This window comes from Halococcus thailandensis JCM 13552 (assembly GCF_000336715.1).
In the GTDB taxonomy this organism is placed as follows: domain Archaea; phylum Halobacteriota; class Halobacteria; order Halobacteriales; family Halococcaceae; genus Halococcus; species Halococcus thailandensis.
Genome location: NZ_AOMF01000100.1, coordinates 1 through 25,205, shown reverse-complemented (window position 1 = coordinate 25,205; position 25,205 = coordinate 1). Strand labels below are relative to the sequence as shown.

At 55.9% G+C, this 25,205-nt stretch carries 26 protein-coding genes and 3 pseudogenes; 14 read left to right on the top strand and 15 right to left on the bottom strand.

Going from position 1 to position 25,205, the window contains the following annotated elements:
* Positions 1-208: 208 nt before the first annotated feature.
* Complete coding sequence (locus C451_RS04500; RefSeq protein WP_049912917.1) at positions 209-1,207, bottom strand: IS110 family transposase; 999 nt, start codon at positions 1,205-1,207, stop codon at positions 209-211.
* A gap of 265 nt (positions 1,208-1,472) precedes the next feature.
* Here C451_RS04500 and C451_RS04495 point away from each other — a divergent pair, with 265 nt between their 5' ends.
* The 4 genes and pseudogenes from C451_RS04495 to C451_RS04480 form a co-directional block, all read left to right on the top strand.
* The gene (locus C451_RS04495) at positions 1,473-2,087 is read left to right on the top strand and encodes a winged helix-turn-helix domain-containing protein (protein WP_007738182.1); all 615 of its coding nucleotides are present in this window, start codon (positions 1,473-1,475) and stop codon (positions 2,085-2,087) included.
* A gap of 129 nt (positions 2,088-2,216) precedes the next feature.
* The gene (locus C451_RS04490; RefSeq protein ID WP_007738180.1) at positions 2,217-2,585 is read left to right on the top strand and encodes a transposase; all 369 of its coding nucleotides are present in this window, start codon (positions 2,217-2,219) and stop codon (positions 2,583-2,585) included.
* A gap of 527 nt (positions 2,586-3,112) precedes the next feature.
* Positions 3,113-3,367: pseudogene (locus C451_RS24330) on the top strand (IS5/IS1182 family transposase); the annotation flags it as partial.
* A gap of 103 nt (positions 3,368-3,470) precedes the next feature.
* A pseudogene (locus tag C451_RS04480) lies at positions 3,471-4,022 on the top strand (transposase); the annotation flags it as partial.
* A gap of 126 nt (positions 4,023-4,148) precedes the next feature.
* On the opposite strand, the gene C451_RS20855 reads toward C451_RS04480, so the two are convergent.
* From C451_RS20855 to C451_RS04460, 4 genes are all read right to left on the bottom strand, one after another.
* Complete coding sequence (locus tag C451_RS20855; protein WP_080503488.1) at positions 4,149-5,126, bottom strand: SprT-like domain-containing protein; 978 nt, start codon at positions 5,124-5,126, stop codon at positions 4,149-4,151.
* On the bottom strand, positions 5,126-5,965 hold the full coding sequence (locus C451_RS04470; protein WP_007738178.1) for a hypothetical protein: 840 nt from the start codon (positions 5,963-5,965) through the stop codon (positions 5,126-5,128). Before C451_RS04470 ends, C451_RS20855 begins: the two co-directional genes overlap by 1 nt.
* Before the next feature lie 3 nt (positions 5,966-5,968).
* On the bottom strand, positions 5,969-6,532 hold the full coding sequence (locus tag C451_RS04465; RefSeq protein WP_007738177.1) for an IS1096 element passenger TnpR family protein: 564 nt from the start codon (positions 6,530-6,532) through the stop codon (positions 5,969-5,971).
* Between the two features lie 70 nt (positions 6,533-6,602).
* The gene (locus C451_RS04460) at positions 6,603-7,166 is read right to left on the bottom strand and encodes a hypothetical protein (protein WP_049912913.1); all 564 of its coding nucleotides are present in this window, start codon (positions 7,164-7,166) and stop codon (positions 6,603-6,605) included.
* Positions 7,167-7,834: 668 nt separating this feature from the next.
* On the opposite strand from C451_RS04460, the gene C451_RS04450 reads away from it, so the two are divergent.
* From C451_RS04450 to C451_RS04415, 8 genes and pseudogenes are all read left to right on the top strand, one after another.
* Positions 7,835-8,833: a hypothetical protein gene (locus C451_RS04450; RefSeq protein ID WP_007738170.1), complete on the top strand. Its 999-nt coding sequence runs from the start codon at positions 7,835-7,837 to the stop codon at positions 8,831-8,833.
* A gap of 185 nt (positions 8,834-9,018) precedes the next feature.
* On the top strand, positions 9,019-9,690 hold the full coding sequence (locus tag C451_RS04445; protein WP_007738168.1) for a helix-turn-helix domain-containing protein: 672 nt from the start codon (positions 9,019-9,021) through the stop codon (positions 9,688-9,690).
* The gene (locus C451_RS04440; RefSeq protein WP_007738166.1) at positions 9,687-10,382 is read left to right on the top strand and encodes a nucleotidyltransferase family protein; all 696 of its coding nucleotides are present in this window, start codon (positions 9,687-9,689) and stop codon (positions 10,380-10,382) included. Before C451_RS04445 ends, C451_RS04440 begins: the two co-directional genes overlap by 4 nt.
* Before the next feature lie 60 nt (positions 10,383-10,442).
* Positions 10,443-10,871, top strand: a pseudogene (locus C451_RS22750) (acyl-CoA thioesterase/BAAT N-terminal domain-containing protein); the annotation flags it as partial.
* A gap of 352 nt (positions 10,872-11,223) precedes the next feature.
* Positions 11,224-11,853 carry a DUF7437 domain-containing protein gene (locus tag C451_RS04430; RefSeq protein WP_241431184.1) on the top strand — a complete coding sequence of 210 codons (630 nt, stop codon included), beginning with the start codon at positions 11,224-11,226 and terminating at the stop codon, positions 11,851-11,853.
* Entirely contained in the window at positions 11,846-12,394 is a 549-nt protein-coding gene (locus tag C451_RS04425) for a hypothetical protein (protein ID WP_007738159.1), read from the top strand. Before C451_RS04430 ends, C451_RS04425 begins: the two co-directional genes overlap by 8 nt.
* Positions 12,395-12,690: 296 nt before the next feature.
* Positions 12,691-13,509: a ParA family protein gene (locus tag C451_RS04420; protein WP_007738158.1), complete on the top strand. Its 819-nt coding sequence runs from the start codon at positions 12,691-12,693 to the stop codon at positions 13,507-13,509.
* On the top strand, positions 13,506-13,871 hold the full coding sequence (locus tag C451_RS04415) for a hypothetical protein (protein WP_007738157.1): 366 nt from the start codon (positions 13,506-13,508) through the stop codon (positions 13,869-13,871). Before C451_RS04420 ends, C451_RS04415 begins: the two co-directional genes overlap by 4 nt.
* A gap of 73 nt (positions 13,872-13,944) precedes the next feature.
* Here C451_RS04415 and C451_RS04410 read toward each other — a convergent pair whose 3' ends face one another.
* From C451_RS04410 to C451_RS21835, 3 genes are all read right to left on the bottom strand, one after another.
* On the bottom strand, positions 13,945-14,379 hold the full coding sequence (locus C451_RS04410; RefSeq protein WP_007738156.1) for a DUF6141 family protein: 435 nt from the start codon (positions 14,377-14,379) through the stop codon (positions 13,945-13,947).
* 28 nt (positions 14,380-14,407) lie between these two features.
* Positions 14,408-14,851 (bottom strand): hypothetical protein, encoded by a 444-nt coding sequence (locus tag C451_RS04405; protein WP_241431183.1) that lies wholly within the window; start codon positions 14,849-14,851, stop codon positions 14,408-14,410.
* Positions 14,852-14,959: 108 nt separating this feature from the next.
* Positions 14,960-15,142: a hypothetical protein gene (locus C451_RS21835; RefSeq protein ID WP_152420408.1), complete on the bottom strand. Its 183-nt coding sequence runs from the start codon at positions 15,140-15,142 to the stop codon at positions 14,960-14,962.
* A gap of 1,752 nt (positions 15,143-16,894) precedes the next feature.
* Between C451_RS21835 and C451_RS04395 the strand changes: the two genes are divergently transcribed.
* Positions 16,895-18,223, top strand: coding sequence for an orc1/cdc6 family replication initiation protein (locus C451_RS04395; protein ID WP_007738153.1), 1,329 nt, complete (start codon positions 16,895-16,897; stop codon positions 18,221-18,223).
* Positions 18,224-19,084: 861 nt separating this feature from the next.
* Here the strand turns inward: C451_RS04395 and C451_RS23630 are convergent.
* The 6 genes from C451_RS23630 to C451_RS04365 form a co-directional block, all read right to left on the bottom strand.
* Positions 19,085-19,306 (bottom strand): hypothetical protein, encoded by a 222-nt coding sequence (locus C451_RS23630; protein ID WP_007738151.1) that lies wholly within the window; start codon positions 19,304-19,306, stop codon positions 19,085-19,087.
* Between the two features lie 239 nt (positions 19,307-19,545).
* Positions 19,546-22,332 carry a hypothetical protein gene (locus C451_RS04385; RefSeq protein ID WP_007738144.1) on the bottom strand — a complete coding sequence of 929 codons (2,787 nt, stop codon included), beginning with the start codon at positions 22,330-22,332 and terminating at the stop codon, positions 19,546-19,548.
* A gap of 6 nt (positions 22,333-22,338) precedes the next feature.
* Positions 22,339-22,527 carry a hypothetical protein gene (locus C451_RS23270; RefSeq protein ID WP_007738142.1) on the bottom strand — a complete coding sequence of 63 codons (189 nt, stop codon included), beginning with the start codon at positions 22,525-22,527 and terminating at the stop codon, positions 22,339-22,341.
* Entirely contained in the window at positions 22,524-22,820 is a 297-nt protein-coding gene (locus tag C451_RS04375; RefSeq protein WP_007738140.1) for a hypothetical protein, read from the bottom strand. Before C451_RS04375 ends, C451_RS23270 begins: the two co-directional genes overlap by 4 nt.
* Positions 22,820-23,023 (bottom strand): hypothetical protein, encoded by a 204-nt coding sequence (locus tag C451_RS04370; RefSeq protein ID WP_007738138.1) that lies wholly within the window; start codon positions 23,021-23,023, stop codon positions 22,820-22,822. The genes C451_RS04375 and C451_RS04370 overlap by 1 nt, the downstream gene beginning before the upstream one ends.
* A 308-nt stretch (positions 23,024-23,331) precedes the next feature.
* The gene (locus tag C451_RS04365; RefSeq protein ID WP_152420407.1) at positions 23,332-23,982 is read right to left on the bottom strand and encodes a hypothetical protein; all 651 of its coding nucleotides are present in this window, start codon (positions 23,980-23,982) and stop codon (positions 23,332-23,334) included.
* Positions 23,983-24,353: 371 nt separating this feature from the next.
* Here C451_RS04365 and C451_RS20845 point away from each other — a divergent pair, with 371 nt between their 5' ends.
* Positions 24,354-24,647 carry a hypothetical protein gene (locus tag C451_RS20845; protein ID WP_080503490.1) on the top strand — a complete coding sequence of 98 codons (294 nt, stop codon included), beginning with the start codon at positions 24,354-24,356 and terminating at the stop codon, positions 24,645-24,647.
* A 206-nt stretch (positions 24,648-24,853) separates the two neighbouring features.
* On the opposite strand, the gene C451_RS24560 is transcribed toward C451_RS20845, so the two are convergent.
* The gene (locus C451_RS24560; RefSeq protein WP_449271504.1) at positions 24,854-25,117 is read right to left on the bottom strand and encodes a transcriptional regulator FilR1 domain-containing protein; all 264 of its coding nucleotides are present in this window, start codon (positions 25,115-25,117) and stop codon (positions 24,854-24,856) included.
* Positions 25,118-25,205 lie beyond the last annotated feature (88 nt).

The following is a 25,205-nucleotide window of genomic DNA, read 5'->3' as shown; positions in this document are numbered from 1 at the left end:
CACTATAGGGATCACGTATGGGAAAATCTGCTACCTGAACGGAACCAACCAGGAAGCTTGATTCTTTCGCCCAGTCAATCGATCCGCTCCGTCCATCACGAAAACCAACCGACAGCTAACCGATTTCCACTTCACCTTCCGCCGGCGGAAGACATCTTGTTGGCGGTAGCTGTCGCTCACACCGCCACCAACCGGGGTAGTCAGCCGCTTAGGCTGTCACACCGGGTGGATCGTACACTTCTCCGCGATCGAGCATATGGTAGATCGACACCAGCAGCTTCCGGGCGGTCGCCACCGCTGCCTTCTGCTTGTTCTTCCGTCGCTCAATCCGGTGATAGAACCGACTCAGATACTCGTCTTCGACCGTGTGTACCGCTGAGTGGACTGCCTGAACGAGCACCCACCGCGCCTTCCCCGATCCTTTCTTCGAGATGCCGCCCTCGAACCGCGAGTCGCCAGACTCGCGGATCACCGGGTTCAATCCCACATATCGCACCACTTCCTTGGCTCGATCGAATCGATCAATCTCGCCGATCTCTGCGTAGATCACTAACGCTGAGTAGTGGGCGATGCCGGGAATCGTCATCAGAAGTTGCGTCTCTCTGTGCCCTTCTGCTCGCTCCTCGATCCGCTCGTCCAATTGACTGATCTCCTCGGTCAGCGTATCGATCACCGAGAGATACGACGATAACAATCCATCCCATGGTGCCGATAGCGACAGCTCAGCAAGGAACTCGCGACCAGTCACACTCAACGGCTTCACCCTCCGGGTGATGCCGTTGTCCAGTAGTAACGAGTGGATTTTGTTCGCGAAACTCGTTCGCTCCTCCAGCAGGCTAATCCGGCCGCGCACGAGTGCGCGGCACTCCCTGATCTCATCGGTCGGGACATAGCTCTCGGGAACCGAACCTAACCAGACCAGCCGAGACAGTTCCTCGGCGTCGATCCGGTCGGTTTTCTTGTCTGTCTGAGCGATCGCTTTCAGCTTCGGTGGATGCCCGACACTCACGTTCAGATACTCGGACAGCATATCGTAGATGTAGAAGTAATTCGTCGTGGCTTCCAGCAAGGCTTCACCGCCAGCGTATCGCTGGGCGATCTCTTCGAGGTCCGTGTTCTCGACACGGACCTGCTCGATCACGTCTCCGTCGCCGTTACGGACGGCCACTTGGGCCTCCCGCTTGTGGATATCGATTCCTAAGAACATCGGTTCTCACTCCGGGGCACCGGTGCGTTGAATGAGAATCACGTATTCGGGCTTTCCCGGCTGTCGCCTGCGGCGGCAGCCGGGCTGTAACGCCCCACTCTCGGCTTCCTTCGCACCCGGACCAGTCAGCAGCGCGCGGTCGAAGCCGCCAATCCCTACTCGGTCTCTTGTGCCCCATGCTTTGCCTTGACCCGGCTAAGGTTAGCAGATTTTCCCCATCGAGTCAGCGGTCTAGTTCATATCTTCGCGGCGCGTAGAGGCGGATATGACCGGATGGGGAAAGAAACTGGCTGGCGTCGACGAGGAGCAGTTGCGCCAGCAACTGCGCACGGAAACTGATCCGAAGGCAGTCAGGCGTCTGACCGCTGCACTGCTCTACGCTGACGGCTCTTCTCCATATGAGATCGAGCGTCTTCTTGGATTCCCCGCACAGACCGTCTACGACTGGCTCGACATCGTCGCCGAGCGCGACGGAATCGCGCTCGGCGACTGCCCTCGTGGCGGCAGTCATTCTCGTCTCACCGACGACCAGTGGGACGAGCTGACGGCGACGCTGGCGGCGTCGCCATCGGAAGCAGGAATCGATGCTCCAGCATGGAGGCCGCCGCTTGTCCGCGATTACATCGCCGAGACCTACGACGTTGAGTACTCTTCAGCGCACATNTCGGAAGCAGGAATCGATGCTCCAGCATGGAGGCCGCCGCTTGTCCGCGATTACATCGCCGAGACCTACGACGTTGAGTACTCTTCAGCGCACATGTATCGGGTGATGGAGAAGGCCGGGCTGTCGGTTCAGACAGCCCGGCCGGTCCACTACGAAGCCGATCCAGCCGAGCAACGACGCTGGCGTGCGGAATTGAAAAAAAGTGGCCGGCACTGAAGGCTGAAGATTATCGGATCGTCGCCATCGATCAGCACTCCGAAGCAGTGGCAACCGAGCAAAAGCCCGATTGGTTCCCGGTGAACTCACGCCCGAGACTGCCGGTCTCGGGCGTTCGTGACAAANAACATGCTGGGAGCAGTTACTGACGATGGCGAACGCTTCATCGCTCTCACACCGAATCAATTCAACGCAGAGGTTGCGAAACATTTCCTTCGAGCGGTCCAGCACGAGTTCGGCGAGAGACTCGTGATCATCCTCGACAACGCGAGCTACTTCATAGCGAAGACGCTGAAGAAGCAGGCCGCCGCAGACGGCCTGCTTCTGGAGTACCTGCCGTCACATTCGCCGGAACTGAATCCACTCGAAAGCTGCTGGCGGCAGCTCAGGGACGGTCGAGCCAACCGGCTGTTTCTGACGCTCGACGACGTCAATGAGTATCTCTCGATAGCCCTGCCAGCACTCAACTCACCGCAAATCTATGAGTATCTCTGCTAATCCCTATAGATGATATATCTTACGCGGGTTATTCATCCTCCCGCTAGGAGCCAACTTTCTGTTCGGGCGCGAAAACCGGCGCATTCGTTGGCGGAGAAAATCACCAGCCGGTGACAGGGTTTTCACTCGGTGCGCGGTGTGTCGTGAACAGCGGAAACGGTGGAGTATCCCGGTTGAAAAGGCGTAACTGCACAATCTGTCCGTCAGGGCTCTATTGAATCCACAGAGGGAACCCGAAAACCTGCATATGTTGCTGGCAACTGGGCGATTACGGTAAGAATTACGGTAAGCAGGCTAATCGCTGGAGGGCGAGGGGATTCACGAGAGTGGTTTCGCCTGCTCTGTTGAATAGGGGTACGGCGGCGGGATAGACCGTCACATCGGTAAGGACGAAGCCGAGGAAGACCGATATGGCGGAAGTGAATCTCCTCGACTTCCTGAGGGACTGTAAGCGGCTTGCCATACAAGCGTTGGGGACCAACGCGGGCAAGCCCGCCGAAGGTGGGCTTGCCCGCTGGAAGCANTTCCTGAGGGACTGTAAGCGGCTTGCCATACAAGCGTTGGGGACCAACGCGGGCAAGCCCGCCGAAGGTGGGCTTGCCCGCTGGAAGCATCTCGTCATTCACGGATATCGGCTCGAAGACGACCACAGCTACCGCGAAACGGAAAATCGACTCCGGTGTTTTGGCGAATTGCGCGAGATCCTTGAACTCGATCTCAACGATGTCCCGGACTACTCCACGATCTACAAATCGTTCGACCGATTCAATATGACGATCTGGCGGGCGTTGCTCCGCGTTTCAGCGGAGCAACTCCCGCAGTCTGGTCACGCTTCTCTCGACAGTACCTTCTTCGAGCGTGGCCACGCTTCGTCGTACTACNACGATCTGGCGGGCGTTGCTCCGCGTTTCAGCGGAGCAACTCCCGCAGTCTGGTCACGCTTCTCTCGACAGTACCTTCTTCGAGCGTGGCCACGCTTCGTCGTACTACCTTCAGCGAGCAGATAGAGACGTACAGACACTGAAAGTTACGACATTGACCGATACGGAGTCACTTGCTGTGTTGGATCTGCAGTGCTCAGTCGAGTGGAAGCACGATACGAAGCTTGGACCGCAGGTCGTCCGGCGGAACGCCGACGACCTGCTCTCAGTTGCGGCTGACAAGGGATTTCACGACTGGATGAGCAAGTTTGAGTTTTACACGCTCGACGTTGATCCGCTTGTTCTCGAACGTGGATCGTCGCTGGAGACAGTCGGTCATAACGCACTGATTCGGGACGCTGGATACTCTCAACGGTGGATGTCCGAAACATCGTACTCGACGACCAAGCGCTCGCTCGGCTCCGCCGTGCGAGCGCAATTCTGGTATCGTGAGTTCCGCGAAATCGTCCTGATGTTCGCTATCTCGAACATCGAACAACTCTGTGAATCTCTATGATCCCCGCGCCGTACCCCAATTCAACACAGCACATCAGTCTCATTTGTTGTGTTGGCCCAGAATCATCACTGAAATCGTCCTCACCACTACTCTCGGATTCGGGCCAACGGTGACACTCTCCCGTGATCAATCGATGTAGTTGGTGCCCGGCGTGAGGTCAGTTGGTCGTTGATCGGTAGGATACGAAACAGTTGGAGTGTCGCAGTCTTCACACCAGTATTGGTCAGGATGGCGGGTCTCTTCACAGTGTTGGCCGTAGCCAACGCTGAAACACCCGTTGGGACAGGCGTGAATGAATTGTGGCTCGGACCAGGGAATGCTTTCGACGTTGCAGGTTCCCGGCTCAAATCTGGTCGGTGCGTCTCCTCCATCGCAACTGATGAGTGTTGTATTACACTCGGGGCAGATGTACAGCCAGGGGTTCTTGACGCGTTTTCCGCGCTTCTGATATGACCACCTGGTGCAACCGTTCGGACAGGCCAACAGATAAAACCGTGTCTGTGACGCGTCTGAACTCACTCGGTCGTTGCTTGTTTCCCACGGAAGGCTCGCCACGTAGCAGGTGCCGGGTTCAAGATCAGTTGGGCAATCACCAGCGTCGTAGCTGACGAGACGCATCTCACACTCGGGACAGGCGTACTTCCAGGGATATTTGATTCGCTTGGACCGCTGGAGATACCCGTACTCGTAGCAGCCGTCCGGACACGTGAGGACGTAGTTCGCATCCACGAGGTCGTCGCTGGCTTCGTAGCGTGCCCTCGGATTCGCTCCTGCCCGTCGAGCTGCTTGCTTCCACTCATCGCCATGTGGTTGCACGTCTTGCCCGAACGTCGAGAGGACATGCGCGTGCGCAACTTCGTGGCGGACCGTATCTCGCCACTGGGCATCACAAGTACCGTCAAACAACCGGCGCGCAATGCGAACTTCATACTGATTATCACCGATTTCGCTATCGGAGAGACGCATTGCTCGGCACTCTCCGAGCCTGCGCTGGAACGAATCAGTCACCCCGATACGGATCGCATCGGCATCCAGATGTTCGAACCCCGCCCGGTCGATCGTGGCGATCACCTCTTCACAAACAAGCGAAACGTAATCCGTCATTAGTCGTGATCCGTCGAACCGTATTCGTCCGCTGCACGTTCGAGATCGAACCTGTGATAGTCGTCGAAATATCGAAGGCGATCAGGATCGATCAACTCGCCGACGACGGTAAGTAGCCGTTCGTTCACGTCATTCGGTATCTTCACTTGATAGTCGAGTTCCGTCTGTGGCTCCCAGTACTGGGGAAAGGCCGGAAAGTCCTGTTCGAACGGTTGCTCCATATCGTCAAGATACACGAGATCCTCGACGACATCGGGCGACTTGAGAAGACGTTCGAGGAGGCCGACTCCGGCCTCAGGATCGGCGAACGTGACGTGTCTCAGCACGCCCATCGTCCACGACTCGTCACCGTTCTCGGCGCGTTCAACGGATTGATCGAGGACCGTGATCTCCGGGTGACCGACTCCCCAGCCGAACGCGGCGGCTGATTCCCATGCCCACTCCCCATCCTCGTCCATCGTAACGCCGGTGAGATACTCGAGTGCCCAGTCCGGGATCTCCTCAACGCCCTCGCGGATACGTGTGCGGATCACACAGCGGGCGACGACGTTGGCAAGCACCGAGGAACAGCGATGATCGCCGACACCAGGCGGATAGGCGTCGATACAGTCCTGCAGAAACTCCCAGTCGATCCCCTCGCTCGTCGCGGCGGCATCAACGAGGCCGATCACTTCTTCAAGGTACTGACCCATGATCTCCCGGAAGCGACTGCCACCTCCTCGGTCGAGTGCGGTTTCTATCGACTGGTTCCACGCTGCGAGCACCCCGTAGACATCGTTCTGAGTGCCGGGTGTCGCGTCGTCGAGCGCGCGCGTCAACGGTGCGATGTCGCGTGGCATGGCTTACTGGTCGTCGTCCAGATCGCGGTATTGAGGTGGTGCTTGGCCCTGTTCGTCGACGACAGTCGGGTCGTCAAGCGATCCCTCGTGCGAGTCCATGATCTCGATGACGTGCTCCCAGCCGTCTCCGAAGTCGAACTGGTAGTACAGCCAATTCAGCTCTTCGGGATCCAGATCGGCAATCGTGGTGTCGGCGGCATTTCCTTCTTCGGGCGGATCCGAACGGAGGTCACGGAACCGCTCTTTCGCTTCCTCCGAGGCGTCGGTAGCGCCGATCTGGGAGATTGCTTGCTCGATTTTTTCGGATTCCATCGGTGGCCAGCTCGGCTCGCCACTGTAGGTCTGTGGCATGACATATCGACGGGTGGCAATACCATCCTCGTCATACGTCATGAACTCGTACATGTGGGCGTCCCAGCGATCGAATGCCTCGAAAATCGCTTCGTGTAACTCTTCCAGTGAGTGGGTCTCATCGATCCCGATGTCGCGCCAGACTTCCTCATCCTCGTCGGGTTCGAACATCGGTGGGGTCGGCGTGAGTTTGACGCGAAGTGTGTAGACGGTCATACACCTTCATCGGCTGGCTGGGATATGAGGGTTTTCCGGATGGAGGCGTTCCTCACGAAGATGATTCACATCAGTCCATGCCTGCTCGCCGCCAGAACGCCTCTTCGAGGACGGTGAGCATCTCCTCCAGGTGGTCTTCGGGTACGTCCTCAAACGCGTCTCGATACATCTGCTGGGTGAGAGCGAGTTGTTCGTCAAGCACCTCCTCTGGGTCCTCGGCGTCTCCGGCGTGGGCAAGTGCCTGATCCCACATGTCTTTGTTCGGGAACTGCTCGAATTCCGCGTCGACGAGCAACCCAGCATCGAACGCGAACTCTCGCATGAGTTCGGCAACGTCCCACTCGCCGGTGGTGAGGTCGTAGGTGTACCGCTTACGAATGTGCCACCGTGCGGGTGTCGGCATCCCCCTGCCGCTCGGCGATGTCGAAGGGAACAGTCCCGACGGATGACGCTCAACTCGGAAGCTGAACGACTCGTTATCAATGGCCCACCAGCAACCCCGAGATTTGATCTTCTCGATCGTGAGTCCTTCTGGAAGTGCGACATCGTTTCGCTCGAGAAATCGTATGACGGCGTCACGATCAGCGAGATCCAGCAGATCCGTATCGTCAGAATCGGAATCACGATCTGCCATGCCGGTACGTTGTATGGGTTGGAACAAGACAGTACCGACGAACTCACAACCGTTCGTCCCGGAGCCGATGAAGGAAGATGCCAACCTACCGGTTCCGCGTGAAGTCAGAGTACGATCCGACCTCGCTGTGGCGTGACATCGCTGTTGTGAGAGACCGCACGCTCGACGAGTTCCAGACGGTGCTGAACCGCGCGGTGGGGCTCAACCAGGACCATCTCTGGTTTTCGGGACCGACCAGGACTACTGGGACAGCGACGCTCAGTACAAACGCCCCGAAGAGATTGAGCAATCAGCTAGTGGACTACTGCGAGGCGGGACGGAGTACGACGCTTCTGAGACGACAATCGGGCAGATGATCCGCCAACTGGATCTGGACGAACGCGATCGTCTCTGCTATCTGTTCATCCTCCTCCGTGTCTCATTTATTCAACGAATGTGGCAGCGAGACCATTACTGTGAGGACAGTTAATTGTTCTTCTCTGCTATTCGATATTGATGACTATCTCGACACTATCGGCCTGATGAACGGCGGTGCTCGAAGAATGCCCTTTCCCGGTCACCAACGAGCAGAGACGACCGACCGTTCACATCGAAAGTGAACCGGACGACACGAACTGGTCACGCTGGAATATAAACTCTTACCCGCTGATTGTCCGGAGTAACTGGCCATGAGCCACGAATGCGATGACTGTGGCCAAGAGTTCGATACGCTCACACGCCTCCGCCTTCACGACTGCTCGTCGACGGAGGTATCCGAGGAGACCATCGTTGATTCAGCGGATACAGAAGACCCGAGACCATCTGAAGAAACGGATTACAGACCGGACACCGTCGAACTCGAATCGCTCGACGAGTTCCTCGAAGGCGAGACAGCTGCGACACCAGACAGTCTCGCTGAGGCGATGGCGACCTACGAGAGTGAATTGCAGTCCGCCAGCGAATCGGGTGTATCCGATAGATACTCCGGCATTCGAAACGGGTATCGACGACAACTCATCAGCGTACTCGATGAGGCGACCCAAGCGGAGGGCTGGACGATTCTCGAAGAACTCCTCGACGCGTATCACCCGAACACGGCCGAGGGCTTCCCGCACGTGACCACAATTCTCCAGAACGTCATCGGGCGGAATTTCATTCGAACGCGACTCACAGAGGGGGTTGAGGCGATTCCCGTCGACGCGCTCGAATACCTCGAAACTATCCGTACCCAAGTTGGCGAGCAGCAGGATTTCATCATCGAAGGCCTCCACCCATACGGGTGGGGCATCGGACACCCGGATATCGCCGTCGCAGAGCAGATCCACGAGCATGCCTCGGAGCATATCTTCTCGACAAGCCCCATGCTCGAACACGCCTTCTATGCCGATCAGCACATGGCTGTCGACCTCCTCGAACGGATGATCCACGACGATGTGGTTCAACACGAGATTACATATCGATTGGACGAGACGATTACCGGAGCACGCTGGCTCTTGGATGCGCCCGCTGGAGCCGCCAGCGATTACTTTTGGCCCACCAGCCCACGGTACTGGGACTGGCACGACGACCTCGGATTCGACTTCGAATTGGAGGACGATGTCGAACACCGCATCCGGAGCCTCGTCAGGGAGGAGGGCCTTGAGAACGATCTTCCACAGAACTGGGACATCACTGACCTCACGCTCTGACACGGATCACCACCACGATCATCAGTCTCGGACAGCGATTTTTCGGGAGTGTTGGCGTCCCTCGGGCAACATACGTCACAGATGGCACTCGACAGGATTCGAGCCTTCTACTGCAAATCGTCGGACTCCAAGCCACCTCCCAACGACAAGCACTTTACTGTTGCACACTTTTGTGTAACTATACGATGTTCGAACAGTGCGGTGAAACAGAGCTCAAGACGCTCCTCGCTATCGAGTCGGGCGACCCCATCTCGGGCGTGGCTCGCAAGATCAATGAGAACCGCGAGACGATCCGGCGGGCTGTAAACCGTCTCGAAGAGGCCGGCTACGTCCAGTACGATGAGGGATTGTCTGTCGTCGACGACGCCGTTCGGGAGGCAGGTCTCGGCTTCCTCACGGCCGCAGCAGCTGTATCTCCGCCCACCATCTCGGAAGCGTACGTCCTCCCCCAGTTCGCGGGCATGGAGTTCGCTTACACCGCGATCGACGCCGTTTACGTCTGGACTCGGGGCGGCTACCAGGTCGCACGTGATGAGACGGATTACCCGCTATTCATTGCCATTCGCGAGACAGATCTCGAAGAGTGGGAGTGCTTCTTCGAACGATTCGGGATTCCCACGGCTCAACAGCGCCAGCCAGTCGACGAGATTCCTGGACCGCTGCAGATCGTTCTTGAACCGCGTGCACGGGTTGATGCGGAGACTGTCGACGGGCGGCCAGTTATCTCACGGTCTGAGACCGTAGCGTTCGCGCGCGAGCACTACGCGACCTTCGAGTCGGCACTGGACATCCTCGATCGCATGTACGACGACCTCGAAACCGAGGCTGACTACCACGCGACGCCAGCCTCGCCATGAGCCAAGAAGAACGAAGCGAGGCCCTCATCGATGTGCTTGCGGACCTGGAGCACTCCACTATCGACTTCGTCCTCGTCGGCGGGTACGCCGTCTCGCAGTTTGAGACGCGCTTTTCGACCGATCTGGATCTCGTCATCGCGCCCGCAGATACGGATTCCGTGGTGACGTTCTTAGAAGAGCACGATTTCGAACGAAAGAACGAGCTCGAAGTACCGCCGGAAGAGACCACGTACGATCGCGAAATCGAACTCTTCGAGCAGACCGAAGGGCTCCCTCACCCGATCGGCGTCGATCTACTGGTAAACGGTCTGGGATGCCGCCAGACCGAGGCTGAGTGGTCATTCGATTACCTCCGCGATCACAGCTCCGAGACGACCATCTCCGGAGGAACACGATCAACCACCGCTTCCGTCGCCGACGGTGAGGTCTTGGTAGCTGCCAAACTCCACAGCGCCCGCAAAACCGATCTGGCTGACATCCTCGCCGCCGTCCCTTACGTCGACTTTCCGACCGTGGCATCGCATCTTCATCGAGGAGACGAAGACGCACTCCAAGCCCAGCTCACGGACGCTCAGGAATTCATCGAAGGCGGCGGGCTGGACCACCGATTCAAAAGCATGTTCGGCCAATCATCGGCCTCGCCAGAGGACATCGACGCTTTGCTCGAATTCCTCCGCAAACAGCAGCACTGACTGGTTTTGGAAACGAGCCTCACGGTCGGGCAACGAGATAGAAAATGCTAACTAGATGTAATGAGGACCGCTGATATGGCTCCTTCTCATGTTGTGAAGAGTAGCTCCGACGTGGATGCCGACATTCAGAAAGTGTTCTTCGACGAGTCGATAAACATCCGTATTGTCGGGCTTGAGCCAAATCAGCGCGTGACGCTCCGGGCGTCTATGCCTCTTGATGGCAATACGTGGGAGTCTCAAACGGTCTTTCGGGCGAGTGAAGACGGCGTCGTTGATACGGCATCCCAAGCGCCGGTTGAGGGAGCGTACGACACTGCTGATCCGATGGGGCCGTTCTGGTCGATGCAACCGGTTTCCGATCGGTCTGCGTATGTCGAAAACGAGTATGTCCGAGACACAACTGCCGCCCTCACTATAGAAACCGATGGTAAGACATTCGGCTCCACCGAGGTGAAGCGTGTCTTTACCGCGTCCGGCGTTACCCGCTCGTCGATCCACGAGGACGGGTTGGTCGCAGAATTCTACAGACCGGCTGGTGTCGGGCCTCATCCTGGTATCATCCGCTTCGTGCTGTCGCTCTTCGAGATCGACCTGTTCGTCCGGTGTATCCTCTCCCAGGAGACGTTCGAGTAGTGACATGCCAGTCAAGAATACTACCACCCATCCACTTCGGTGTTTCCGATATCCTGAACACGTCGAGTAGAAGGCGATTCTGCATCCAATGATTTAGCTATCGCTGCATCCCCATCCTGCAAGCGATAGGTGAAATAACGAAAGGTTGGCTCGCATTGAGGTTTGAGCCACCGGAACAGTTTAGTCTATAGTTCGCGTACTATAGACTATGTCGAACGCCTCAATCCCAACTCATCCACCGGATGCAGGGGATACAGCTCACCAATTTTTCGCTGTCCAAGAGTTGCTGGCAACACCCGAACTCGCGTGCTTCTACACCGATCTCTTAGTCAACTCTCCAACAACAGTCACCGCTGCCCGTGACCGGCAAGGATTCTCGAAAAGTACCGCCTACAAGTACGCTAATACATTGGCTGAACTGGGCGTCGCCACGGAGCTCGACACCCACGAAGATGGGTCAGCGCTCTGGCGTGCTGACCCTGTGAGCGGCAACTGGACAGACGAAACGACGATCAACCTCAGCCCGGTCATCATCGCAGTCTATGGAGCGACCAGTACAAACGATGATCTCGAACTGTTCATCGACCGTCACGGGAAGGCCGCACTCGCCCCCGCAGTTACGGCGACGATCAACTACCTGCAAGGCGAGACAACGCGACGGGGCGTCGCGGATATCCTCGGTGTTCCTGCTGTGGAGGCGATTGCGGTCACGCAAGCCATCGAGCGGATCATCGCTGTGGTGAAGGAGTCCGATCCGATGCTCGATGACGTCTCGTTTGAGGTAGATACTCACCAACGGGCACTCAAGCAGGCTCCGTACCAGCGCGCCGATGAGTGAGGACCATCCGTCACCGTTGCCGACGGCTCTCGTTCTCGATACGAGTTTCCTGCGGACAATCGGTGGCACGGACAGCTCCGCATATCAAATATTCATCAACTACGTCCAAACTGAGCAGCGAGAGCTGTATCTGACCAGTGGTGTTGTCGAAGAACTCAATGAGCAGCGTGGATACATCAGCATCGACTGGGTGGACCGAGCAGACACGACAGAGTGGATTACGCTCCTTGGCGACCTCCAGCCGGGTGTTCGTATCCATGATGGGCCACGAGCCGGTGATGTCATGGAGCGGGCACAGGAGCGACTGGCGAAATTCGAGCAGACACCCCCTGACGAATTGCGGAAGACCGATGCGGAACTGCCAGCCATGGCCGTGATGCTGCTCGGTTCAACATCGCATGACTCCGTTGGAATCTTGATGGATGATCGAAACGCTGAGCGAGCTATCGATGGAGTGCTCAAAAATACGTACTACGAGGGGCGAATACGTGTTCTGACTATCTGGACGGTGATTGAGCACATGGAGTCACAGTTGGGATGACAGAATAGACCCTTTGAAGACCGCTTCGTCATTCCTCCAGTGTACATTCCGAGCGAGTAAGACTATACACTATCTACTATAATCATAGAGAAATAGAAACGAGCAAAACGAACAGAACGAACAGAACGAACTTAACGAACGAGTTCTGGTCGGTGAATGTAACGAACAGTAGCTTTTAACTTCGCGGGAATTCTCTCATTGAGCGAAACGCTTGCATCGAACGCACTGAGCCAAACGAATAGAACGAAAGAAACGAAGAAAACGAACTGGCTGCATCACAGAAAGGAACAATAGATATGACCGATACGAACACCACACGAATCACCGTAGCGAATCAAAAAGGAGGCGCAGGGAAAACGACGGACGTCATCCATACAGGCGGCGCACTATCCGCGCGCGGCTATGACGTACTTCTTGTCGATATCGATTATCATGGGGGGCTCACATGCTCACTCGGCTATAGCGATCTGTACTACGACACCGACCGGACGACGCTATTCGACGTTCTTGATTTTGATCAGATGGAGTCGGTCAACGATATCATCATTCAGCACGAAGAGTTCGACATACTCCCTGCCAGCGAGAAACTTGCAAACAATAAGAACATCCAAACTCTGCTTGAAGCTCCAAAAAGTCGAGAGCGATTGGGGAAGACTCTCGACGAACTCGATAACGACTACGACTACATCATCGTAGACACGCCACCATCTCTCAACATTCTTACTGATAATGCACTCGTTGCGAGTGGGAATGTGGTTATTCCGGTGATCCCTGAGCAACTAAACGCCAATAGTCTCCAGATTTTCGCAAAGCAGCTGGGATCGCTCGAACCAGCCTACGGTGATATCAATCGTCTCGCCATCGTCTGCAACCGCGTTGAACAGAACGCCGAACATCGGGACACTATCGAGGAGATCGAATCGGCATACTCGCTGCCTCTATTTGAGATTCCGAAGCGCACAGATCTCTCGCAATCAATTGGAGAAGGAGTGTCGATTTTCGGCTTTGGCAAGGAGAACAAGCGTGTTGAAGACGCTCGTGACCTGTTCAACGAAATCGCCGATCTGTTTGACGAGACGTTCGAGAAAACACCCTCCAAGGAGGTGGAAGTATGAGTGATGATTGGGGAGACGCCTCGGGTATTGAGGGAAACTACGAGGACGATGAGGAAGAATCGAATGAGATGAACGAAACAGCTGAAACGAATTCACTGAACGGAACGAATGAAACGAGAAAAACGAAGACAAACATCAAGGAAGAATGGAACGGTCGGACGATCTATGTCCCAGACGAGATTCTTGACGAACTTGAGGATACGTACTTAGAGTCCCAGTTGAAACTCCGAAAAGCCGGCCAAGATGAATTCAAGAAGAACCGGCATTTCTACCCCCTCGTTGTACAATTCGGTCTGGAAGCTCTCTCAGACGCCGATGATGACGAGATCCAAACCCGTCTCGCCGAAATCAGTGATGAATGACTCTCATCAAGACACGGAAGGTTTGTCACTTTCCAGTGGCGCTACTGCTAACCATTAGTTGTTGTATTCCAATTCACATTTCCTCAGTGATTGCCGTCACTAACTCGTCAGCACGCTCTGAGCCGATCACTACCGACTTTTGATTTTCCCGGTGGAGTTTGACGCTGTTCCCTCGGGTCGTCATGTATGTGATGGTCGACGGTGTCCACCGGATACCGATCCCTCCGTAGGTCAAGAAACCGAAATTCGTGAGTTTATACTGCTCAATCTCATCGAACGGGATGTGCCGGAACGAGCGGTGGAGGGGTGCGAAACGCACATAGACACCGTTCTCGCGCACTTCCGTTGTGAGACGGGCGAAATAGAAGAGGACGGCGACAGCTGCGACGATCACCAGTCCCACTCCCGCGCTCGCTATCACCGAGACGGTTCCGATGGCTCCGATGAGCAGCCAGATCCATGGCTGACCAAACCGCTGCGTCTCTTCGAAGGTCTCCGATGTGCCCATATCCTACGTAGAGAGCAGAGATAGTTATCTACTCTGTCCGTGCTTGCAGATAGATCGCGATTCGACCCGGGACAGTAACGATTGAGACAGTGATTCCAGTGAGAAGCGTCCACGTTGGTACGAGACGTAACACTGTCTGAAACAGCAACGAGAACACCAAGAGAGCCCCGAACCGATATTCATGAATCTCCCAAAACCGCCGGGCACGCTCGCTCATAGTTGAAACAACGAGCAAAACACCAAGCACCACACCCAGGAAAATCGATCCGCTGAGACGGATTGGCGTGATTTTGACGTCGAAAAAGAATGGTTGGAACACTAAGAGACTACCGAGGACAACAAACATCAGCAAAAGCCAGCCAAGCTCATAGAGCAGACCCGCGGTCGAATCTAATTCGCCCCACTCCTTTGGAATGACCGACATCGCCGATTGAAAATTGACATACCAACTGATAGTTGCAACGGTAGGCACTACTCACGAAGAACTGGTGCACCCTTCCTGATGTGCTAAACGTGCTTACCCGTGTATTGCAAACACAGCAACTCTCCCGGGCGGCCATGACCGATTCAATTGTCGGGCTCAGTTCGTCGACTCAGTATCACGCTCAATCTGCTCGACATCCTGTGAGTATACTAGAATCAGGCGACCACTCTCTTCGTCGAGGAGCCATCCATCTGTCCGTTCTTCGATCAGCGTGCCACGGAGGGTATCGCCGTCGTTCATCTCTATTACCACCGGTGCTGGCGGCTCGGGCACGTCCATGAGAAAGTCTCAGGGACACACGCAAGTAAACCATCACCTGAGTTCAACAATCCCGGCAGCCGAATCGACGATCGGTATCTCGCTGGACAGGCCACTGGCTCTCCGACCGCTACGGTCACCACACGCCAACCTCACGGATTGCCGGGAATGATCCGAACTATCCCGGCAAACCGGCCGGGTCAGTCCCTTCGGGAGCTGGGAGTGTTGCCCGATTGCTCCGACAGCGGGCTTCACCCCCTGCACTAACCGCGACTACCCAGACAAATCCCGTACTAGATATTCCTAGGGAATCGTCGGGGTCAGCAGATGCTTGTCCACCGGTAGAACTCCCTGGTGGCCCGTCTTTCCCCGAGTCAAACGGTTCATCGAGCTCTGGCAACTCGACCTCACCGTCACTGGGTCGTTTGAGGTTCTGGAAGCCGTTGGCAAGGCCTTCTTCGTCTCGCGTTTCTCGAGATAGCCCAGTTTGACCTGTTCGTTCAACACCCGTTGAACCGTCCGTCGCGAGCAGTCGACAGCGTCAGCGACATCGCTGACAGCAAACTCCCGGCCACGATAGCGTTGTGCGGCATTCGTCACGGCTTTCGTAGCCTCCGAGAATGCGTGGACAACCGCGCCTTCACCAAACTACGGGCAAGCTCTCAGCCAGTGCCGCTGTGTGTGCGAACACCCCGCCCCCTCCTTGTCCCGGCCGAATCGGAGAATCGCCTGGAGAGTCTGATCCCTGCGCATATGCTTGAGGAACGTATTGGCGGTCTCACTACTGTATTCGAGATCAGTGCCCTTGCCCGCGACCGGTGGACGGTTTCACCAGCGAGAGCAGCCCATATCTCGACGACGATGTCGCCGAAGTGCCGACAACCCAAGACGACGCCGAGATTCAACTCGCCGGGTGTGTCCGAGGCAGTGACGGTCCCGTAGTGGTCGACCGTGGCGACGTACTCCTCGCTGATGGATTTGACGAGTGCGACGTCACTGTCAAGATTCGTGCTCTGTAGGATCGGAGTAAGTCTGAGTGTGTAGGCTAGTTTAGATTACCTAGACGTTCAATACGTTCCGGGAAAATGCCGGTGTTCGCAAGCGTTTTCGTGGATATTACGTGCGTGAACGTCGGCGCCAGTAGTGAACGACCAGAACCGTTCACGTTCGGTCACATCAAAATCTACGACAAAATTCTGTATATCTGCCTCAGTGAAAGCTGGTAGATGATGAGGGCGATGACGTTCATTCCAATATGATGATAATGGTGTCACCAATGAAGATGATAGCAACAAATAGTACCCACCCTCACACCCCTATCGATTTGTTCTGAAGCAAAGCTACGCACCAGTTCGCAGAATTTGATGAAAGATCCAAAATCGTATTCCACATACTGCAGAAGAGATAATCTAACGGTTGAAGAGAGCACAGATGGGGGACTGCGATTAACCGAACAAATCGATAGGGGTGTGTCTTCTTCTAGACTGGCTCGTTACTAGCTAGAATAGAATTGTTCAATGTTTCTCTACCTCCTGTTGGCTGTCTGAGATGGGAACAGGCTACAATCCAATCGAGGGGATACTTTGGCCAGAACAAATCGATAGGGGTGTGGGAGTGTCTTTTTCAAACGAGGCACAACTGCCAGTAACAAATCGTTAGAGGTTCTCCAATCGTTTTCTGAAAACCTCTAACTGTCGCTGTATAGGTGCTATATACATGGATAACAAATCGATAGGGGGAAGATTTTAGTGACTGGTCTGAGTGCGTCAATTCATGACTACGGGTCCAGATTCCGAGGGAACTACCGAATCTCCGGACTCAATCAAAGACCTCATCCTCGAACAAGAGAAGTCGGCCAGTCTCATTAAAAACCGAAGGCTACTCGAGCCAAACGAAATCGTTGAAGAAGAACGGATTGTTGGTCGCGACGAACAACTCATGAACATTACACAGCATCTCCGCGTTGCGATCAGCAATGAACGTCCCCCGAATCTATTTCTTTATGGACCTTCTGGAACAGGAAAATCTCTTATTATCAACGCTGTCTGTGAGAATATATTCCAACTCTGTGCGAGTCGCGACATTCGATTTGGTGTCATCGAACTCAACTGCCAGAACGTCGGTACTCTTGGATCGGCTGTCTACGAGCTCATTCGGAAAGTTGCAAACGACGTCGGGACCACGATTGATATCCCAGAACACGGCATTCCAAACAAGAAAAAATGGCGAGAACTGTATCGTCTCATCAACGAACACTACGATACTGTCGTGTTCATCTTGGACGAGTTGGATATGCTCGCTGGCCGTCGAGATATAGACGAGCCTGCCTTTTCACGCCTTCTTTATCAGCTATCTCGCGCCAGTAGCACTGATGAAATCACCACCGCACAGGTATCAGTGACGGCGATCACCAACGACACAAAAATGATGGAGCGTGTAGGAAGCCGGGCTCTCAGTTCGTTTACTCCTGAAGATGTTCACTTCAGCGATTACGACGCCAACCAGCTTCGCGAGATTCTCCGAGCCCGGAAAGACGCATTCTACGAAAACACACTTACTAGCGACGTTATCCCGCTAGCAGCAGCTTTCGCTGCACAAACTCACGGTGATGCACGCAAGGCTATCGATCTGATGCGTACGTCGGGATCGATCGCAGAAAAAGCGCAAGCCGACAAAGTTCGTGAGCAACATATTCGCGAAGCACAAGACAGAGTACAGAAAAATCGTGTTCTCGAGGTCACACGTGGGATCAGTACGCAGAAAAAGCTCTGTCTCTTTGCGACTGCTGCAGTCGCCAGAGAAACTGAAAATAGTACGGCAAAAAGTCCTACGGGATACCAAGTATATCGATATCTTACCGAGACGCTTGGTTCCGACCAATACCATCAAGAGACGTATGTGAACAAGATGAAAGAGCTCACAACATACTCCTTGGTGGAAGCAGAACGGAGGAGCCAAGGCCCACATTCCGGAAGCTATCTCCAGTTCACATTCGGTGAAAACTCACAAACTATTATCGAGACTCTTCGGGAAGATTCTCGATTCAACGATATACACGATGAGGAGCTTCGTGCTGTGGTGACTGCTCAACTTGCCAATTAACTATCTCACAACAAATCGATAGGGGTGTGCGTGCCGCGTGTGGAGGTACGTCCTAGGAACAAATCGATAGAGGTGTGTGCCTCGCTCCATCGCCAGCAGCTCGGTGGATGTAACCCGTTATTCCCTTGTCATCTACTACCGAAGTATGTCACCCTTCTCAGCGTAAACGTCAGGCTTCTCGGCCGCAGTGGTAGTGCCTAGTCGAGTGTTTATCACCTCTTCGACCAGTGTGATGATCTCTTCCACCAGAGATACCTCAACTACTCTTGATCAACATTCTATTCCTACAACCATTTGTCGATCAGATTCACTTGAAGTCTATTGAAGCCAAAGCCATATTGAGAATGAAATACAACCCGTACGTGGCCGTCATCTGACAACAATGAGTCACTGATCGCGAGACTCTGTTCGATGGCCCCGTCTGTCACATCCTGCAGGATAACGTGAATTGACATAGTCAGCAAACTGCTGGTGAAATTACAGGTCATCGGTAATTCTACCTTATGTACCAATCGAAGCTCGCTTATTGTCCGGATGTTACACAAGGTAAAACCTCTCAAAACTACGATTGAGCAGCGGGAGTTTCACTTGGGATGCAAGGTGCCGAGAATAGCGGAAACGTGATGTAGTAATTGCTACGATATCACCTCCCTCGTACCGACCGGCAACTCGAGCTCGCGAATGTGTAGTCTACACTCTCCAAATGGGCACGAACGAGTCCAGACCGTGCTCCAGCGAGTAGTTTCACCGAGTCGCCAGGGCCCTCGGACAGCCGTAATTTCCACAGTTTGATTTCCCGGCTAGTCCTTGGAGCACTGCAACGATCTCGTCCTCGAAACGGCGTTGGCGGTGTCAGTAGCGTCAGCAGTATCGACGGTCATCATCGCCCTCCTGGCGGCGCTCGCGACGGAGGTCAACGAGGTCAATCACTGGCCAACCGACCTCTCGCAGATGCTCTTTGACTTCGGTGATCGCATTCGTATCGACTGTCCACGCCGATCTTTCAGGATTCCACCGTCGACTCGTCGATTCTTGCGGTAGGTCGAGGAGATCGTCTTTGGACTCGTATGGCGTGCCGAGCATGGCTTTTTAGCCCATCATGAGACGAAAACTCGCCAAGGACTTTGATACTCTCTACTGGATCGTCACCACCCGGCAGATAATCGAGAACCGGGCCATCCGCTGTATCGGTGTATTCGATAGCGAGGCGGCCACAGAACGGACACGCCCATACGCCGATGGAAGGCAGATGTGCGCTCGATTTGTCACAGGTCGGACAGTCAAGATCGAACGAGAGACTGTACCGAGTGGAGTCAGACATACTACCCGCCTCCAGTGGCTGCAGCGAGACTTGCTTGCTCGGGTTTGATGCCGACTGTCGCGATCGTCCGGCCTGGCGGTGTACTCCTTGGCGCATCGAGAAGCGTTCGAACCATCTGTATCCACGGGTCCATCCACACCCACGCCTTCCGTAGTGCCGGTATCAGCTCTCCCGGTGGGCCGAACAGCGCACCAGCTACTGGGTCCTCAGGGTCGGCATAGCGGTCGACGTCGAGTAAGTTACAGACTACATCATCAAGCACGTCCCGAACGAATGTCTCGTCCGCCTCCGAATCGTCCGTTGCCACGAACCACGGCCGAATATCGTCGCCACGCTCTTCATCAGTATGGAACGGCAGTGCGAACCGCCATCCATCGTCGGTCCTGCGAACGAAATCAAACGCATGCAGTCGCTCAGTGTGAGTGCGAACCGATCGTGCTGAGACGCCTGCTCGGTCGGCGAGATCACTTTGGATGAGTGGTTCGTCGATCACGAGCAGGGTGTGGACGACCTTCGATAGAGAGGGTTTCTCCATTGCAGGAAGGATACGCTTTCTGTCAAGCGTACCGAGGGCGTAGCGCACCTCGTCGAGGCGGAACTCTCGACTGGGGGCTTTGCTCTCTGAACCGAGGTTGTGCAACGCCTCAGCCACGTCGTAGGGTGTTCCGGTGAGCGCTGCAAGCATTGAGGTCGCTTCACGGGTTGGACGGATAGATTTCTGTCGGCACATCTCTCTGACTGTGTGAGCGACATGTTGGCGATCGGTCGCGACTTCGACGGGGATTTTCACCGCAAACTCCGGTGCGTCGTCGCGGGTTTCCTGACTCGAGAGCCGGCGGCGAAGCCGGCCGGCAAAGCTCTCGATGCTTTTCCCGACCAACACGAACGAGCCGATACACTCGCCGAACGGGTCTTCGGCGTCCACCGACGGCTCGAACGTACGTTTTTCCTCGCGGGTTTCGCACAGCTGACGATAGGCAGCAAACTCGCCGTATTTCGACTGGATGGACGCTCCGATAGCGAGTGTTTCCGCGAGGTCGGCTTTCTGAGACGGTTTGAAATCCCGCGAGAAGCGAGGCAGACGTGCCTCTCGAACCACCTCGACATCGGCGAGATCCAGTAGGTGAGCCATCGTCCCGGCGAGACCGTGCGCTTCGCGGGTGATGTCGCCCCGGAAGCGGCATTCGTCCTCGAAATTCCCATGATAGAGGTCTCTCGTGAGATCACGGAGGTCCTCTGCGGCTTCCAAGAGTGCGTCAGTGTAATCCTCGGCGGTCGCGTTTCTGTCGGCGAGGTAGCCGAGACATCGCGAATCTCGTAACAGGTCGGTGTGGTCCGCGAGCAGATCGCCGAGTTTCCCTGTTTCAATACGTTCCGGGGTGAGGACATGCCGGAACGTGCGGGGGTTGGCTAACGCTACTGCAATACACGTCCACCACTGCAGGGGGTTATCGTACTCGGCGCCGACGTACAGCCGATCGGCTTTCTCATCGTAGTACCAGTGCGGTTCGGCACGGTCGGTTTCCTTTTCAGAAATCGGGTAGTCAACGAGGCCAATACCGCCCTCGACAGCACTGCCAGCAGCGGCGGCGTAGCGGTGGCGTGCGGCGTCCCGCACCTGATGATAGTGCGGGAGACGATTGCGGTGGCTGTCGTGGTCGTCGGATGCTCCCGCACCGCCACTGCTACCGCACTGCTCCGCACCGCTTCCGCCTCCAACCTCCGCCCCCGTGCTGTGGCGGCCCTCGTGTGCGTGCGGGGTTACACGGCTATTGTCGGACGGATTTCCGGTCGAGTTAACGGAATCGTTCAGTCGGCTCTGGACGCCGATTTCACGATCGAGAGCGTCCAAGAACTGGCGGCCGATATAGGACAGTGATACGTGGGCGGTGCCGAGGTGGTCGAAGCGCTCAACGAGTGCGTGGGGCTGGAGCCGCTGCGTGACATGGTTGCGGATCGTCCCGCGGCCGACACCCATCTCGGCAGCGAGCGCGCTATAGGACACCGTCTCGCTCGTTTCATTGGCAATCGCACGGAGGATAGCGACGGGCTTTGAATCAGCGGCGAGGGCAGCGCGGGCGTCCTCGACGCGAGTCTCGACCGCCGCTGGAGTTGCTGGCTCTCCAAGACGCGGCTTGCAGTCGTCCTTAACGCTGCCGGGGAGTTCTTCGCGATGTTTGAACCATAGGAATGTCCGCTCGACAGGACCGGCAACGAGAACGACACGACAGCCACGAGCGTAGGCACGGATCAGCGAGAGGACGTTCTGGCGTTGGTCTTTGCGAACGTCGGTGAACCCAGCCATCGAGATGGCGATCGTGGGCGTCACGCCCTCGGCAGCAGCGAACAGCGCGGGGTCGCCGCCCCGGATGTCGTCGAGGCTCGTCCGCACATCGTGGCTGGTATTCCCGCCGAGTTGGCGGGTCATTCGCGTCAGTTCGTATGCATCGTCGTCTCGTCCCTTCGCAACCCCCATACAGAGGTCCGCGTAGCCGCCATCAAGAGCGTCGACACCGCTCTCCTCGAGGATGTTCCACAGCTTCGCCACTGACGGCGCTCGCCGACCGATCGATCGCGCGCTCTCATGCAGTCGGTCGGTGAGCTCGCTCTCCTCAGCGTCGTACAGTTCGCGGTGGAGTTTCGAGGGTGGCCACGCTTCGTTGTCTTCTTCGCTGGGTCGGACTGTCACATCCGTTGCGGCGGGGAACTGGTGTGTGATTTCGATGACGGGGTTGTCCGACTGTGAGCGCCGGTGCTGTTGCTGCTGTGGTGAATGCTGATCCGACATACAGCCTCACCTCGGCTCCTCTCGATGCCCACGCTCGTCTGGCACGTGTTGTGAGGCGACCGCCGCATGATTCTGTTCGTTCGCTTCGGTGGATACAGCGGAAGCGTGGTGTGGTCGATCGTTCTCGCTCCAAAGATCTGCGCCGAATCGGTCGATATTCGTACAGATGACGGTCGCGGCCGGCTGGTTGCTCATGCTTCGGCCTCCCGTGTTTCGGCGGGTGCATCAGGATGCTCGCGCGTGGCGAGACGGACGGCGAGATCGTGGTCGCCGAACACGGGGCCGATACGGTGGTCCTCACCGCTCTCGTGTTCGATGAGCGTGCCGGCTGCTGGACAGCTGTCAGTCTGGCACTGATAGTTATGATAGGCAGTGCCCTCACCCTGCCACGCGCTCGACAAGTGTTCGGCGCTGCCGCGACAGACGGCGCACTGGGTCGTCTCGGGGGCGTTGGCGTCGGCAACCTGCCCGTGTACGTCGGGTTGCATTAGGCGACCTCCCCCTGTCGGTCTCCGATTTCAGAGCCGGCGAGTTTGTCCCCGTTGTCGAGAGTCGCCTGCTCGCGATGGCGCGCGACTTCTGTCGCGCGGCGCATCCGCGTTCGGGCTTTCCGGGCGGAGTCGTCGTTGTGTTGATCGGCTGGCTGTGCCTCATCGTGTCGGTGGGTGTATGCTCTGTTACGTGCGGCCATGTCTATCTATGGCCCGTGATTGGAGTGCTGACGGCCGGGAGAGCCGTCGTGCCCACGGCTGACTCTACTCGTTGCCGAGTCGGCCACCCAGCGAGAGACGGCAACGCCTCTGCGCGTAGGGCGAAAGCTATATTTGCCATGGGCCGCGAGAAAGAGGTGTCCAAGCCCTTCTCGTCGACACTGATTCGTTAGCCCTTGCTTTGGACTGACGGTGCATCGCTTGGTATTTATGGTTTTGTATGACGCTCTGATAGTCCGTAGAGAACCCGTGTACGAGTGTTGTGGTGAGGTGCGTGCAGCCATCTACGTTAGGCTGCCTCCACCGAGATCGCCACGCGCACGCGGATGATCGCGCTGACGTAACCGGCTTTGGGGAGGTAGTATGGTTGGGGATACTCGGGCCGCCCTTCGACTTGATATTCGCCTCCAATAGGACCTTGAAGGCCAACCATCCCGTCCGGTTTCCCCGTGGTTTTGGTGACGCGCAGCGGTTGCTCCCGATTCGGCCAGATGACTCGCTGCCCTTCTTCAAGATCGGTGAGCGAGCTAATCGACCCAATCAACTCAATGGCATCTTGTGAGATGCGAGTGTCGTTCGTGCTGGTTTCAGGAGCGTCGGTTTCGTGTTCGCACAGCTCGCTGTCGTCTCGTGGACGATGATAGGTGGTTGGCTTGCGACAGCTCCTCACAACTGTCTCGATCTCGTTCTCGTCGGGAGGGCCGTCGGGGTAACATTCGGACCATTCACACGCATCGTAAAACGTGCGGGTACGACCGTCATACGACATTTCGCGCCATTCGCGCCGGTCGATCCCGCGTCCGACTTCTCTCGCACGACAGGCGGGTTCTACCGTGTCGCTATCGCCAGTCTCCTCTGGATGGTTGTCATGTCGTGCGTGCCGCGAACGTGCGGTATCCTTAGGTGAATGGACACCAGAGTAAGTCTTGCTTTGGCTCATTGGATTGGTTGTGATTGAAACTGTCAGTAATCCGATGTTGCCAGAGACAGTCAGCGCGGGTACCGATACCGAGTGAGGACCAGTCACTCAGGTTACGACGTTGATTCCCGCGCTGACACGATACGCCCGTGAGCCGAGCGTCCGTCCCGCACCCGCTGCTTGACGCTTGCTGACATCGCTTGCGCCGATTGAGTGGGGTTTTGTACATCATGTAGCCTCTGACATCATCTCTGTTTGAGACCAGCGTTGATAAAAACTGCGCATAGATGTTATTCATTGATAGCTCAAAAGATGTATCTGCTGATCTAGTCCAGCGGTGTTAAGCGGAGGGACGCTGGATTCGTGTATCAATGCCGCCGTGGGTACCGTGGATGAGCCAAGTTGACGAGCAGATCCTGCGAGTGCTCGATCAGGTCGGGTTCCCTCTCCCCCCGAAGGCTATCATGCTCGGTATCCGGGAACGATATGGAGAGGAAGCTGCTCCAGGGGCAAACCATGTCTCGCGGAGAGTACGCGGGCCACTTTCTGAGCATGGATTGATTGATCGGCCTCTCCCTGATGAAGCGAGAACTTATTACGGTGTTACAGAGCTGGGCGAGCGTTATCTGCATGATCCAGACACTGAATCCGAGGAGTTTGTCGCCGACATGGACGCCTCTGAGTAGCGGAGTGTTCTGCGTATGGGCAAATGCACCCACATCCGATCTCAGTTTCTCCCGTTTCATTCGCTTTGACTCTACCCGTCGTGGGGCGAGGGTGTACTTATCGTAACGCCCCTTCGGATTCCGAAACGGTATCTGTCGTGAAAGAAACGGCCTTGGAATTTAGCTGAGTTTACGCTGCCAATGCTACGTGAGGAGTGGGTACGTAATCACCAGTGTCGTCCATCGAAACCGCCATCAATATCTGGTGGATTTTCTTCCGGACAGTAGGCCATATTTCGGTATGACTCATATGTATTCTTGGCCCATTCAACGATACTTGGATTTTCGCTCACGATCATGGCGATGTGTTTTCCCTCACCCTGTTCGTTGTACGCACCCACTGCAACTTTTCGGTCGTCATATATACCGATGCCAAGTGTGTGAGAATCTTCGAGATAAAGTGGCTGATAGTGCTCGTATTTGGCGTGAATGTCGCTAGTTGTCCACTCTACCAGTCACGGTACGAGCAAGTGCGTAGAAATCGGCCAGACGTGAGGCGGAGTCCCAGTGTAGCATGTG

Bases quoted from the DNA above. Each gene is read 5' to 3' on its own strand.
- C451_RS04500 (WP_049912917.1), bottom strand. From the start codon at position 1,207: ATGTTCTTAGGAATCGATATCCACAAGCGGGAGGCCCAAGTGGCCGTC.
- C451_RS04490 (WP_007738180.1), top strand. From the start codon at position 2,217: ATGCTGGGAGCAGTTACTGACGATGGCGAACGCTTCATCGCTCTCACA.
- C451_RS20855 (WP_080503488.1), bottom strand. From the start codon at position 5,126: ATGACGGATTACGTTTCGCTTGTTTGTGAAGAGGTGATCGCCACGATC.
- C451_RS04470 (WP_007738178.1), bottom strand. From the start codon at position 5,965: ATGCCACGCGACATCGCACCGTTGACGCGCGCGCTCGACGACGCGACA.
- C451_RS04465 (WP_007738177.1), bottom strand. From the start codon at position 6,532: ATGACCGTCTACACACTTCGCGTCAAACTCACGCCGACCCCACCGATG.
- C451_RS04460 (WP_049912913.1), bottom strand. From the start codon at position 7,166: ATGGCAGATCGTGATTCCGATTCTGACGATACGGATCTGCTGGATCTC.
- C451_RS04450 (WP_007738170.1), top strand. From the start codon at position 7,835: ATGAGCCACGAATGCGATGACTGTGGCCAAGAGTTCGATACGCTCACA.
- C451_RS04445 (WP_007738168.1), top strand. From the start codon at position 9,019: ATGTTCGAACAGTGCGGTGAAACAGAGCTCAAGACGCTCCTCGCTATC.
- C451_RS04440 (WP_007738166.1), top strand. From the start codon at position 9,687: ATGAGCCAAGAAGAACGAAGCGAGGCCCTCATCGATGTGCTTGCGGAC.
- C451_RS04430 (WP_241431184.1), top strand. From the start codon at position 11,224: ATGTCGAACGCCTCAATCCCAACTCATCCACCGGATGCAGGGGATACA.
- C451_RS04425 (WP_007738159.1), top strand. From the start codon at position 11,846: ATGAGTGAGGACCATCCGTCACCGTTGCCGACGGCTCTCGTTCTCGAT.
- C451_RS04420 (WP_007738158.1), top strand. From the start codon at position 12,691: ATGACCGATACGAACACCACACGAATCACCGTAGCGAATCAAAAAGGA.
- C451_RS04415 (WP_007738157.1), top strand. From the start codon at position 13,506: ATGAGTGATGATTGGGGAGACGCCTCGGGTATTGAGGGAAACTACGAG.
- C451_RS04410 (WP_007738156.1), bottom strand. From the start codon at position 14,379: ATGGGCACATCGGAGACCTTCGAAGAGACGCAGCGGTTTGGTCAGCCA.
- C451_RS21835 (WP_152420408.1), bottom strand. From the start codon at position 15,142: ATGGACGTGCCCGAGCCGCCAGCACCGGTGGTAATAGAGATGAACGAC.
- C451_RS04395 (WP_007738153.1), top strand. From the start codon at position 16,895: ATGACTACGGGTCCAGATTCCGAGGGAACTACCGAATCTCCGGACTCA.
- C451_RS23630 (WP_007738151.1), bottom strand. From the start codon at position 19,306: ATGCTCGGCACGCCATACGAGTCCAAAGACGATCTCCTCGACCTACCG.
- C451_RS04385 (WP_007738144.1), bottom strand. From the start codon at position 22,332: ATGTCGGATCAGCATTCACCACAGCAGCAACAGCACCGGCGCTCACAG.
- C451_RS23270 (WP_007738142.1), bottom strand. From the start codon at position 22,527: ATGAGCAACCAGCCGGCCGCGACCGTCATCTGTACGAATATCGACCGA.
- C451_RS04375 (WP_007738140.1), bottom strand. From the start codon at position 22,820: ATGCAACCCGACGTACACGGGCAGGTTGCCGACGCCAACGCCCCCGAG.
- C451_RS04370 (WP_007738138.1), bottom strand. From the start codon at position 23,023: ATGGCCGCACGTAACAGAGCATACACCCACCGACACGATGAGGCACAG.
- C451_RS04365 (WP_152420407.1), bottom strand. From the start codon at position 23,982: ATGAGCCAAAGCAAGACTTACTCTGGTGTCCATTCACCTAAGGATACC.
- C451_RS20845 (WP_080503490.1), top strand. From the start codon at position 24,354: ATGAGCCAAGTTGACGAGCAGATCCTGCGAGTGCTCGATCAGGTCGGG.